Origin of the sequence: Streptomyces sp. NPDC006326 (assembly GCF_040612915.1) — a bacterium.
In the GTDB taxonomy this organism is placed as follows: domain Bacteria; phylum Actinomycetota; class Actinomycetes; order Streptomycetales; family Streptomycetaceae; genus Streptomyces.
The window spans coordinates 96,127-108,094 of sequence record NZ_JBEXRC010000001.1 but is presented as its reverse complement, the minus strand read 5'-3'; the positions used below and the strand labels follow the sequence as shown (position 1 = coordinate 108,094).

12 protein-coding genes are annotated in these 11,968 nt (G+C 71.1%); 8 read left to right on the top strand and 4 right to left on the bottom strand.

Annotation, left to right across the window (positions count from 1 at the left end):
- Positions 1-20: 20 nt before the first annotated feature.
- Both leuE and ABZ128_RS00465 read right to left on the bottom strand, forming a co-directional pair.
- Positions 21-671, bottom strand: a complete 651-nt coding sequence (gene leuE, locus ABZ128_RS00470) for a leucine efflux protein LeuE (RefSeq protein ID WP_356845152.1) — start codon at positions 669-671, stop codon at positions 21-23.
- Positions 672-716: 45 nt separating this feature from the next.
- The gene (locus ABZ128_RS00465; RefSeq protein ID WP_356845150.1) at positions 717-2,297 is read right to left on the bottom strand and encodes a methylmalonyl-CoA mutase family protein; all 1,581 of its coding nucleotides are present in this window, start codon (positions 2,295-2,297) and stop codon (positions 717-719) included.
- 211 nt (positions 2,298-2,508) lie between these two features.
- On the opposite strand from ABZ128_RS00465, the gene ABZ128_RS00460 reads away from it, so the two are divergent.
- Positions 2,509-3,342, top strand: a complete 834-nt coding sequence (locus ABZ128_RS00460; protein ID WP_356845148.1) for a L,D-transpeptidase family protein — start codon at positions 2,509-2,511, stop codon at positions 3,340-3,342.
- Positions 3,343-3,672: 330 nt separating this feature from the next.
- Here the strand turns inward: ABZ128_RS00460 and ABZ128_RS00455 are convergent, their stop codons facing one another.
- The gene (locus tag ABZ128_RS00455) at positions 3,673-4,659 is read right to left on the bottom strand and encodes a hypothetical protein (RefSeq protein ID WP_356845146.1); all 987 of its coding nucleotides are present in this window, start codon (positions 4,657-4,659) and stop codon (positions 3,673-3,675) included.
- Complete coding sequence (locus ABZ128_RS00450; RefSeq protein WP_356845449.1) at positions 4,659-5,414, bottom strand: RNA polymerase sigma factor; 756 nt, start codon at positions 5,412-5,414, stop codon at positions 4,659-4,661. Before ABZ128_RS00450 ends, ABZ128_RS00455 begins: the two co-directional genes overlap by 1 nt.
- A 400-nt stretch (positions 5,415-5,814) precedes the next feature.
- Between ABZ128_RS00450 and ABZ128_RS00445 the strand changes: the two genes are divergently transcribed.
- The 7 genes from ABZ128_RS00445 to ABZ128_RS00415 all read left to right on the top strand — a co-directional run bounded on the left by ABZ128_RS00445 (position 5,815) and on the right by ABZ128_RS00415 (position 11,886).
- Positions 5,815-6,453, top strand: a complete 639-nt coding sequence (locus ABZ128_RS00445; RefSeq protein ID WP_356845144.1) for a 2-oxo-4-hydroxy-4-carboxy-5-ureidoimidazoline decarboxylase — start codon at positions 5,815-5,817, stop codon at positions 6,451-6,453.
- 133 nt (positions 6,454-6,586) lie between these two features.
- Positions 6,587-6,967 carry a succinate dehydrogenase, cytochrome b556 subunit gene (gene sdhC / locus ABZ128_RS00440; protein WP_356845143.1) on the top strand — a complete coding sequence of 127 codons (381 nt, stop codon included), beginning with the start codon at positions 6,587-6,589 and terminating at the stop codon, positions 6,965-6,967.
- A gap of 5 nt (positions 6,968-6,972) precedes the next feature.
- Positions 6,973-7,455: a succinate dehydrogenase hydrophobic membrane anchor subunit gene (locus ABZ128_RS00435; RefSeq protein ID WP_356845141.1), complete on the top strand. Its 483-nt coding sequence runs from the start codon at positions 6,973-6,975 to the stop codon at positions 7,453-7,455.
- Between the two features lie 24 nt (positions 7,456-7,479).
- Positions 7,480-9,234, top strand: coding sequence for a succinate dehydrogenase flavoprotein subunit (sdhA, locus tag ABZ128_RS00430; RefSeq protein WP_356845139.1), 1,755 nt, complete (start codon positions 7,480-7,482; stop codon positions 9,232-9,234).
- A complete protein-coding gene (locus ABZ128_RS00425; RefSeq protein ID WP_356845137.1) occupies positions 9,234-10,001 on the top strand; it encodes a succinate dehydrogenase iron-sulfur subunit in 768 nt (255 codons plus the stop codon). The genes sdhA and ABZ128_RS00425 overlap by 1 nt, the downstream gene beginning before the upstream one ends.
- A 160-nt stretch (positions 10,002-10,161) precedes the next feature.
- On the top strand, positions 10,162-11,256 hold the full coding sequence (locus tag ABZ128_RS00420; protein WP_356845135.1) for a serine hydrolase domain-containing protein: 1,095 nt from the start codon (positions 10,162-10,164) through the stop codon (positions 11,254-11,256).
- Between the two features lie 42 nt (positions 11,257-11,298).
- On the top strand, positions 11,299-11,886 hold the full coding sequence (locus tag ABZ128_RS00415) for a hypothetical protein (protein ID WP_356845134.1): 588 nt from the start codon (positions 11,299-11,301) through the stop codon (positions 11,884-11,886).
- The last annotated feature ends 82 nt before the right edge of the window (positions 11,887-11,968 follow it).

Sequence of the window (11,968 nt, the reverse complement as noted above, 5' to 3'; positions counted from 1 at the left end):
CCCGTGCCCGCGCGGACCGCTCAGCCCGTGGCGAGCTTGGCGGCGAAGCCGAGGAAGAGCACACCGGCCGCCGAGGTCGCCCCGGCGGAGAGCCGCTTGCGGCGGCGGAAGGCCGCGGCCAGGCGGGTGCCGCCGAATATCAGCACCGTCAGGTAGAGGAAGCTGCCGAGCTGGAGCAGGGTGCCCAGCAGGAGGAAGGACAGCGCGGGGTAGGCGTACGCGGGGTCGACGAACTGCACGAAGAAGGAGACGAGGAACAGGATCGCCTTGGGGTTGAACAGGCTGATCAGCAGCGCCCGCCGGTAGGGCCGCTCCAGCTCCCCGGCATCCGCCCCGGGCGCCGTCTCCTCCTCGGACCGCTCGGTCCGCGACCGCCACAGCGCCCACGCGCCCCGCATCATCCCGACGGCGAGCCAGGTCAGGTACCCGGCCCCCAGCAGCTTGACGATGCCGAACAGCACGGGGCTGGTCTGGAGCAGCGCCCCCGCGCCCCCGGCGGCCAGCGCCATGAGCACGGCGTCCCCGCTGAACACCCCGGCGGCGGCCTTGTACCCGGTGCGCACTCCGCGCCGCGCGGCGACGGAGAGTACGTAGAGCGAGTTCGGCCCCGGCAGCAGAATGATCAGGACGAGCCCGAGGAGATAGGTCGGCAGATCGGTGACACCCAGCATGGGCAGGAGTGTCCCACAGGGTTGCACCTGACGCGCCACCGCATTTCACCATGTGGATCCGGCCGGTTCGTAGGCTCCCCAGACCTCCCTGAGCGCGTTGCAGACCTCACCCACCGTGGCCCGGGCGCCGAGGGCCCGTTTCATCGGGTAGAGGACGTTGTCCGTACCCGCCGCCGCCTCCCGCAGGGCCGTGAGGGCCGAGGCGACCGCCGCCGCGTCGCGGGTGGCCCGCAGGTCGGCCAGGGCCGCGCGCTGGCGGGTCTCGATCTGCGGGTCGACGCGGAGCGGCTCGTAGCGTTCCTCCTGGTCCAGGGCGAAGCGGTTGACCCCGACCACCACGCGCTCGCCGCTGTCGGTCTCCCGCGCGATGCGGTAGGCGCTCCGCTCGATCTCCGCCTTCTGGAAGCCGGCCTCGATGGCGGCCACCGCCCCGCCCATGTCCTCGACCCGCCGCATGAGCGCCAGCGCCGCCTCCTCCACCTCGTCCGTCATCCGCTCGACCGCGTACGAGCCGGCGAACGGGTCGACGGTGTGCGGCACGTCCGTCTCGTACGCCAGCACCTGCTGGGTGCGCAGCGCCAGCCGGGCCGCCTTCTCCGTCGGCAGGGCGATCGCCTCGTCGAAGGAGTTCGTGTGCAGCGACTGGGTGCCGCCCAGTACGGCGCCCAGCGCCTGCACGGCCACCCGTACGAGGTTCAGTTCGGGCTGCTGCGCCGTCAGCTGGACACCGGCCGTCTGGGTGTGGAAGCGCAGCATCAGCGACTTCGGGTCCCGGGCGCCGAACTCCTCCCGCATGACCCGGGCCCAGATCCGGCGGGCCGCCCGGAACTTGGCGACCTCCTCCAGCAGCGTGGTGCGGGCGACGAAGAAGAAGGACAGGCGGGGGGCGAACTCGTCCACCGCCATCCCGGCGGCCAGGGCCGTACGGACGTACGCGATGCCGTCGGCGAGGGTGAAGGCGATCTCCTGGGCGGGTGTGGCCCCGGCCTCGGCCATGTGGTAGCCGGAGATGGAGATGGTGTTCCAGCGCGGGAGCGCGGCGCGGCAGTACGCGAAGGTGTCGGCCGTCAGCCGGAGCGAGGGCCCGGGCGGGAAGATGTACGTCCCCCGGGCGATGTACTCCTTGAGGACGTCGTTCTGGATGGTCCCGGTCAGCTGCCCGCCACCGATCCCCTGTTCCTCGGCCACCAGCTGGTACAGCAGCAGCAGGAGGGCCGCCGGAGCGTTGATGGTCATCGAGGTGGAGACCCGGTCGAGGGGAATCCCGTCGAACAGCACCCGCATGTCGTCGAGGGAGTCGATCGCGACGCCGACCTTGCCGACCTCGCCGTGCGCGAGCGGGGCGTCCGAGTCGTGCCCCATCTGGGTCGGCAGGTCGAAGGCCACGGACAGCCCGGTGCCGCCGCCGGCGATGAGCTGGCGGTAGCGGGCGTTGGACTCGGCGGCGGTCCCGAACCCGGCGTACTGCCGCATGGTCCACGGCTTGCCGGTGTACATCGTCGGGTAGATCCCCCGCGTGTATGGATACGCCCCTGGTTCACCCAGTTTGACCTCCGGGTCCCACCCCGTCAGATCGCCCGGTCCGTAGACCGGTTCGATGGGAAATCCGCTTTCGGTGCCTGCCATGTGACGAAACCCTCCATGGAGCAAACGGGTCCGGGGCTGATACAACCTCCTCCGTCCACCGCTGGGGAGGCCGGGGCAGCTGGTCACAATGGCGCAACATCCGGCGATCTTCCGCAACTCTCCACGCCCGCCAGGCATCACCTACATGACACGACACCGAAATCGGGGGAATGCGATGCACCGCCAGAGAGTCATAATCCGCACGCTCGGGATGGCCACCGCCGTCGCGCTCGCCGCGACCGCTTGCGGGCCGCAGAAGACGGAGCCGGCCGGCTCCGCCTCCTCGGTCCCGTCCGCGTCCACGGCGGGTTCCTCCCCTTCCTCCCCGTCGCCGGACAGCAAGCCCGCCGACCCCTCCCCCTCCGCGTCCGCCTCGCAGTCGGCCTCGCCGTCCGCCTCGCCCTCCCCGACCGTCAAGGCGATCATGGCGAACGGCGACGAGAGCGAGCAGGTGCGCGAGCTCCAGGCGCGCCTGAAGCAGCTCAAGTACATGTCGGTCGCGCCCACCGGTTTCTACGGCTCCAAGACGACGGCCGCGGTCAAGGCCTTCCAGGGCAAGAACGGCCTCACCGCCTCCGGCGCGGTCGACGAGGCCACCTGGAAGAAGATCCAGAGCGTGAGCAAGAAGCCCACCGCCGAGGAGCTGCGCCCGCCGACCGTCAACGAGGTCGACGCGCCGGACCCGCGCTGCATGACGGGCCGCGTCATGTGCATCAGCAAGGAGAGCCGCACGCTCGCCTGGATGATCGACGGCAAGATCATCTCCACCATGGACGTCCGCTTCGGATCCGAGAACACCCCGACCCGCGAGGGCCAGTTCAAGGTGGAGTGGAAGGCCAAGGACTGGACGTCGACGATCTACCACACGCCGATGCCCTACTCGATGTTCTTCAGCCAGGGCCAGGCGGTCCACTACTCGGCGGACTTCGCGGCCCGCGGCTACGCGGGCGCCTCGCACGGCTGCGTCAACGTCCGGGACAAGGGCAAGCTGGCCGCGCTGTTCGAGCAGGTCCAGGTCGGCGACAAGGTCGTCGTCTACTGGTGATCCGTCACGGCGGGCCGGAAGGACGGCGGCGGGCCGGAAGGGCGCAGGAGCCCGGAAGGCCCGGGGCCCGCAAAGAAGGCCCGCGGCCCGGGCGGGACGGTCGCAGAAGTAAGGGGCGCGGGCAGGGCCGGGGGAACGAACCCCGCCCGCGCCGGGTGCGCAGAGCCCAGGGGTACGGGGGGAACCCCGGCTCATGCGCGGCCGATGACCAGTCGGCTCGTTGTGTACTGCGCCGCAGGTTCGAAAAGTGTTACAGGCCGTTCGTGCCGAGCGGTGGGCGCCGCGCACGGAGCGCCGCGAACCACGACCGGGTGGCCCACGCGCCGGACGTCAGCGCGGGAGGCGCAGACCGGCCGAGGGACTGCCCGGGCTCGGCGAGGCGCTCGGCGAGGCCACCCGCGGCGCCTTGAGGATGATGCTGCCGTCGCCGGAGCTGCGCGGGGCGGCGGGGGCGTCGAGCAACGCCTCGCAGTAGTGCGGGATGCGCGCCAGACCCTTGGCCAGCTTCGAGAGCCGCTCCCGTCGGTCGGCGTCCATGTGGCCCGCGCGGTAGGCCTCGCACAGGTCCACCGCCTTCAGGCGGTTCTCCTTGTCGGAGTCGCGGAGCCCGTCGGTGGCGCCCGAGAACTTGTCCTTGCCGGCGGTGCCGCCCGCGGCCGAGCCCGGGGAGCTTCCCGAACCGGTGCCGGTCCCGGCGCCGTTGCCCGTTCCGCTTCCGGTCCAGGTGTTCCCGTCCGGGCCCAGGGTGGCGGGCGCGCCCGGGCTGGGGGCGAAGCCGTCGCGCAGCGGGGTGGGACGCAGCTGCGGTCCGGGTGACGGTCCCGTGACGTCGCCGCTGGGCTGCGGGTCCTCGTCCGCGCTGAGGGACACGGCCGGCGCCGGGCCCGCACTGTCGTGCGTGACCCGGTCCAGCAGGCCGGCTCCCGCGGCGGCGGCGAGACCGCCGACGGCCACCCCGGCCAGCGCCGCGACCAGGCCGAAGCGCACCGGGCGGCTGCGGCCGGAGCCGAACGCCCGGACCGGGACGGGGGCGGGGAGGACCGTGCCGAGGTCCACCAGGGGTTCGTCGAAGCCGGCCGCGTCCGCGGCCGTCGCCGGGGTCCCGCCGCGCGCCGCGCGGAACGCGGCCACCGCGGCGGCCTCGCCGGGCAGCTGCTCACCGGGGCGTGCGGGCGGCACCCTCAGGGAGTCGAGGGCGTCCCGCAGCCGGGCCTCCGCTTCGCGTGCGTCGTGATCGGCGACAGGGGCGAGCGGCCCGCCGCGCAGCACTCGTTCCGCCGCGGCTCTGTCCAGCCACCTGTTGCGCTCGTCGGCCATCACATGTCCTTCTGCGTCCGCCAACGTGAATGCGTCACACCGGTTCGCCCTACGAGGCCCCCGCCCCGGCCGCGCTGTGCGGGTACGGCGTCGAGGTCCCGCAGGCCCCCGCCGGCCGGCGCCGGCCCACCGGCATTATGGCCGACGGCCCGCGCGGAGTCCGAGCCCCCGTCCCCTCCGGCGTCCGGACCCGTCCCGGCAGCGGCCTCCGCGCCGAGCAGCTCGGCCAGTTTCTTCAGGCCCCGGTGCGCTGCCGTTCGTACGGCGCCGGGCCTTTTGCCCAGGGTCTCGGCCGCGCTCTTGGCGTCCAGGCCGACGACGACCCGCAGCACCACCGCCTCGGCCTGGTCCTGGGGGAGCTGCGCGATGAGCGCCATGGTCCGGCCGGTGGAGAGGGCCTCCATCGCCTCGCCCGCGGTGTCGCTGTCCGCGGCGCGTCCTGTGAGCTCCGTCTCGTCGCCGCCGATGGCCGGACGGCGTCCGCGCATGCGGATGTGGTCCAGGGCGCGGTTGCGGGCGATCCGGGCGGCCCAGCCGCGGAAGCGGTCGGCGTCACCGGTGAAGGAGGCGAGGTCGCGGGAGATCTGCAGCCAGGCCTCGGACGTGACGTCCTCGGCGTCGCCGTCCCCGACGAGCGTGCGTACGTATCCGAGCAGGCGCGGGTGCACGGCGCGGTACACAGCACGGAACGCGTTCTCGTCGCCGCCCTGTGCCGCGAGCACCGCGGCGGTCAGCTCCGCGTCGTCCCCCAGCAAAGTCCCCAACCCGTTCAGTGTCCTGTATGTGTGGCGCAAATCAGCACGTTACGGCTTTCAAGTACCTTCGTCCACGAGTTGTACAGGCAGCAACCAATCGTGCGCGAAGCGGGGTGTGACACAAAACGCAGTCGCGGCGCTGACAGGGGTACGGGCTTGTCGCACGAGCCCGTACGGACGACGACCGGGGCCTCTCCTGTGGGGGGTGGCGGCCTCGGTCGTCTTCCTCCTTCCACGGCCCCTGCGTTCATCTTCGGGCCTCCCTCCCCTCGACGCCCTCCCGGGTCACCGGATTCGACGGGGCCTCAGGTCGCGCTCGACCCGCTCGCGTCATCCTTTCGGCTCACTTACGGGTGAAAACCTCGGATGGGTACGACAGGCCCCTCCCCACGTGGCTAGCGTGGCGGTACACCCGCGTCTCGCCCCGAGGAGCCCCCCGCTGTCCAGCCACCTTCCGGCGCAGGCCCGCGGATGCTCCGGCCCCTGTGACGCGGACGCCCCCGGCGGCCCGGGCCTGGCGCGGTTCAACGCCCTGTCCTGCGAAGCCGCCGAGGCCGTCCTGCTGCACTGCTGCGGCAGCAGGCGCTGGGCGCAGCGCGTGGCCGCCCACCGGCCCTACCCGGATGCCGGAGCGCTGCGCGCCGCCGCCGACGAGGCCTCGTACGACCTCGCCCAGACGGACCTGAGCGAGGCCCTGGCCCTGGAGCCCCCGGCGGAGCTGGCCCACGGGGCCCCGTACGCCGCGCTGGTGGCGCTGGACGCCGCCCATGCGGAGTACGAGCGCAAATTCGGCCACGCCTTCGTGATCTGCCTGGACGGGCACCCGCAGGAGGAGCAGGCGTCCCAGCTGCTGGCCGCGATCCGGCGGCGGATGGGGCTCGACGCCGACGAGGAGCGGGCGATCACCGCGGACGAGCTGCGCCGGCTGGCGCAGGCGCGGCTCGCCGACCTGACACATTGGCTGACCTCGCCGGACGGGGCGTCCGCGGCCGATTCGGGCTATTCACCCCTGTGGGATAGCCCGTCCGTGCCTGTTTGATCACACCGATGACCCCCGGGCGAAGGAACCGACGAAGCGTCGCTACGATGTCCGGGGCCGGAGGACCGTACCCGGCCGGGCCCGACCGACAACGAAGCCGGCTGGCCCCCGCCCCGCTTCCGGAGGGTTTTCCGTGCCGGCTGGAACGTTGTACCGCGGCCGGGAAGGAATGTGGTCCTGGGTGGCTCATCGAGTCACCGGCGTCCTCATTTTCTTCTTCCTGTTCGTACACGTCCTCGACACCGCTCTCGTCCGCGTCTCCCCCGAGGCGTACGACGACGTGGTGGCTACCTACAAGACTCCGATCGTCGCGCTGCTGGAGTACGGCCTCGTCGCCGCCATCCTCTTCCACGCGCTCAACGGTCTCCGTGTCATCGCCGTGGACTTCTGGTCCAAGGGCCCGCGGTACCAGAAGCAGATGCTCTGGTCCGTCGTGAGCGTGTGGATCCTGCTGATGATCGGTGCCGTCTACCCGGTCCTCAACCACGCCTACCTTGAGCTGTTCGGGAAGTGACGCGCATGTCCACTGACACTTCTTCCGCCCAGGCCATCGGTGAGGTGGAGGGCGCTTCCCTCTACGACGTCGACAACCCGGCGCCCTACATCGAGGCCCCGCGCAAGCGCACCGGCAAGACGCCGCGCTCGACCCGCGGCAACTTCGAGATGGCCGCGTGGCTCTTCATGCGCCTGTCGGGCATCGTGCTCGTCGTCCTGGTCATCGGCCACCTCCTCATCCAGCTGGTGCTGGACGGCGGCGTCTCCAAGATCGGCTTTGCCTTCGTGGCCGGCCGCTGGGCGTCCCCGTTCTGGCAGGTCTGGGACCTGCTCATGCTGTGGCTGGCCATGCTGCACGGCGCGAACGGTCTGCGTACCGTCATCAACGACTACGCGGAGCGCGCGGGCACGCGGCTGTGGCTGAAGGGCCTGCTTTACACCGCCACGGTGTTCACCATCCTTCTGGGCACGCTGGTGATCTTCACCTTCGACCCGAACATCCGCTAGGCAACGGGGCTGAGGCGTAAACCAATGAAGATCCACAAGTACGACACCGTCATCGTCGGCGCCGGCGGCGCGGGCATGCGCGCCGCCATCGAGGCGACGAAGCGCAGCCGCACCGCCGTGCTGACGAAGCTCTACCCCACCCGCTCCCACACGGGCGCCGCGCAGGGCGGCATGGCCGCCGCGCTGGCGAACGTGGAGGAGGACAACTGGGAGTGGCACACCTTCGACACGGTCAAGGGCGGTGACTACCTGGTCGACCAGGACGCCGCCGAGATCCTGGCGAAGGAGGCCATCGACGCCGTCCTCGACCTGGAGAAGATGGGCCTGCCGTTCAACCGCACCCCGGACGGCACGATCGACCAGCGCCGCTTCGGCGGCCACTCGCGCAACCACGGCGAGGCCCCGGTGCGCCGGTCCTGCTACGCCGCGGACCGCACCGGCCACATGATCCTCCAGACGCTGTACCAGAACTGCGTCAAGGAGGGCGTCGAGTTCTTCAACGAGTTCTACGTCCTCGACCAGCTGATCGTCGAGGAGGACGGCGTCAAGAAGTCGGCCGGTGTGGTCGCGTACGAGCTCGCCACCGGCGAGATCCACGTGTTCCAGGCCAAGGCCGTCATCTACGCCTCCGGCGGCACCGGCAAGTTCTTCAAGGTGACCTCCAACGCGCACACCCTGACGGGTGACGGCCAGGCGGCCTGCTACCGCCGCGGCCTGCCGCTGGAGGACATGGAGTTCTTCCAGTTCCACCCGACGGGCATCTGGCGCATGGGCATCCTGCTGACGGAGGGCGCCCGCGGTGAGGGCGGCATCCTGCGCAACAAGGACGGCGAGCGCTTCATGGAGAAGTACGCGCCGGTCATGAAGGACCTCGCGTCCCGTGACGTCGTCTCGCGCTCCATCTACACCGAGATCCGCGAGGGCCGCGGCTGCGGTCCGGCCGGTGACCACGTGTACCTGGACCTCACCCACCTGCCGCCGGAGCAGCTCGACGCGAAGCTCCCGGACATCACCGAGTTCGCGCGCACCTACCTGGGCATCGAGCCGTACACGGACCCGATCCCGATCCAGCCCACCGCGCACTACGCCATGGGCGGCATCCCGACGAACGTCGAGGGTGAGGTCCTCAGCGACAACACCACCGTCGTGCCGGGCCTGTACGCGGCCGGCGAGGTCGCCTGCGTCTCGGTGCACGGCGCCAACCGCCTGGGCACCAACTCGCTGCTGGACATCAACGTCTTCGGCAAGCGCTCGGGCATCGCGGCGGCCCGGTACGCCGCCGAGAACGACTACGTCGAGCTGCCGGAGAACCCGGCCTCCCTCGTCGAGGAGCAGGTCGAGCGGCTGCGCAACTCCACGGGCAACGAGCGGGTCGCCGACCTGCGCCTGGAGCTCCAGGAGACGATGGACGCGAACGTGATGGTCTTCCGTACGGAGCAGACCATCAAGACCGCGGTCGAGAAGATCGCGGAGCTGCGCGAGCGCTACAAGAACGTGTCCGTCCAGGACAAGGGCAAGCGCTTCAACACGGACCTGCTGGAGGCCATCGAGCTGGGCAACCTGCTCGACCTGGCCGAGGTCATGGCCGTGTCCGCGCTGGCGCGCAAGGAGTCCCGCGGCGGTCACTACCGCGAGGACTACCCCAACCGCGACGACGTCAACTTCATGCGCCACACCATGGCGTACCGCGAGGTCGGAGCCGACGGCTCGGACTCGGTCCGGCTCGACTACAAGCCGGTCGTCACGACCCGCTACCAGCCGATGGAGCGTAAGTACTGATGGCTACCCCGACCCTGTCCAAGACGGACAAGATGGAAGAGGCGGCCGCGGCCTCCCCGTACATCACGGTCACGTTCCGGATCCGCCGCTACAACCCCGAGGTCTCGGACGAGGCGCAGTGGCAGGACTTCCAGATCGAGATCGACCCGAAGGAGCGCGTGCTCGACGGTCTCCACAAGATCAAGTGGGACCTGGACGGCACGCTGACCTTCCGCCGCTCGTGCGCGCACGGCATCTGCGGCTCCGACGCGATGCGGATCAACGGCAAGAACAGGCTCGCCTGCAAGACGCTGATCAAGGACATCAACCCGGAGAAGCCGATCACCGTCGAGGCCATCAAGGGCCTCACGGTGATGAAGGACCTCGTGGTCGACATGGAGCCCTTCTTCCAGGCCTACCGCGATGTCATGCCGTTCCTGGTCACCACGGGCAACGAGCCGACGCGTGAGCGCCTGCAGTCCGCCGAGGACCGCGAGCGCTTCGACGACACCACCAAGTGCATCCTGTGCGCCGCGTGCACGTCCTCGTGCCCGGTGTTCTGGAACGACGGCCAGTACTTCGGCCCGGCGGCGATCGTCAACGCGCACCGCTTCATCTTCGACTCGCGTGACGAGGCCGGCGAGCAGCGGCTGGAGATCCTGAACGACAAGGACGGCGTGTGGCGCTGCCGCACGACCTTCAACTGCACCGACGCCTGCCCGCGAGGCATCGAGGTCACGAAGGCGATCCAGGAAGTCAAGCGCGCCCTGATCACGCGCCGCTTCTGATCCCTTCACAGCCGGCCGTACGAGGCCCCGCGCCCCGGATTCACCTCCGGGGCCCGGGGCCTCGCCCGTACCCGGGTGCGGGTCGGCATCAGGGTCGGGCCGGGGCCGGGTCGGGGCTGTCCCCGATGGCCGTGGATCTTCCCGGCGGCAGGCTTGGCGCATGACGAACTCCCCTGTGCGCACGGCCCGTCGGATATTCCTGGCCGCCGGCTGCGCGGTCCTCGTGTCGGTGGCGGCCGGTACCCTGCCGGCCGCGGCGGCGGCCGGTCCGCGGCCCTCCCCCGCGGTCGCTGCCGTCCGGCCCTCGGACACGGCTGCCCTGCGGGCCTTGATGGCCCCGGACGGGGTGGCCGCCGGGACGATGGTCCGGGTCGGCGGCCCCGGTATCCGGTGGACGGGGGCGTCCGGACCGCTCTCGCAGGATCCGGCGGCCTCCTTCCGGATCGGCAGCATCACCAAGCTGTTCACCTCCACCGTGGTCCTCCAGCTGGTGGGCGAGGGGAGGCTGAGCCTCGACACCCCGGTCCAGCGGATCCTGCCGGGCACGCTGCCCGCCCACTGGCAGCCGATCACCGTCGGCCAGCTGCTCAGCCACACCAGCGGTCTGGGCCTGCCGTGCGTCGACCCCGCGCACCCGGGCGCTCCGAGCCCGGCCGAGGTGATCGCCGCGCTGACCGACCCCGCCTGCCCGGCGCCGCAGTACCCGGTCACCACGCAGCAGTACAACGGCTTCAACTACTTCCTGGCCGGCATGGTGATCGAGCGGGTCACGGGCCACTCGTACGCCGAAGAGGTCCAGCACCGGATCGCCCGGCCGCTCGGCCTGCGCCACACCTACGTCCCGCAGGCCGGCGACACCTCGATGCCCACCCCGTCGCTCGCCGCCCCCGCCGAGATCGAGCCGTGGGCGTGGGCCGAAGGCGGAATGATCTCCAACGCGCCGGATCTGGAGCGCTTCCTGGGCTCGCTGTTGCGCGGGCGGCTGCTGCCCCCCGCCCAGCAGCGTGAGCTGTTCGCCATGCCGGCGCTCTCGGAGGGCGGGAAGGACCGGTTCAGCCGGGGCGGGCTGCTGCGCGGCACCCTGCGGGACGGAACGGTCGTCTGGGGGAAGACCGGCTCCATGTACCCCAACACCAACGGGGTGTTCGCCACCGCCGACGGGCGCCGCGTCCTCGTCTACTCGTACACCGGCGTCGGCAACGACCCCGGCGAGCAGCGTGCCCGCGCGTACGATCTCATCGAGGCCGCCTTCTGACCGGGGTACGGCACGGGGGGCGGCTGTGGAAAGATCGGCCCCATGAGCGAGCAGCAGCCGAATCCGTACGCGAGCGACAACGGGGGCTCCGGCAACCCCAGTTACGGCTATCCCCAGCCCTACCCGGCGGCGCCCGGCTACCAGCCGACCGTGGGCGGCGCGGGCATTCCGGCCCAGCCCCAGGCCCCGGGCCAGCCCCCGGCGATGCCCCCGGCCATACCTCCGGCGATGCCGGCGGGCCAGCCGCCGGCCTATGCGCCGGCTCCGGCCATGGGCGGCGGCGCGGGCGCGAGCGGCTTCTCGCTCGGCGACATCACCATCGCCGGGGACCAGATCATCACCCCGTCCGGTGCCATGCCGCTCAAGGGCGCGATGTGGAACGCCACGGACTTCTCCCGCACCGAGACGAAGATCCCCACGCACGCCGTGGTGCTCGCGATCATCTTCTTCCTGTTCTGCCTGCTCGGCCTGCTCTTCCTCCTGATGAAGGAGCGGACCACCACGGGCTACATCCAGGTCACGGTCACCAGCGGCGGACGCCACCACTCCACGATGGTCCCGGCCACCGACCCGGGCACCTTCCACTGGGTGATGAGCCAGGTCAACTACGCCCGCTCGGTCAGCATCTGAGGATCTGCCGGGTGATCAGGTCGGGTCGGTGATGCCCTTGTCGTCCGCCGGCATCACCGCCTTGCCGGGGGCCGGCGCCGGC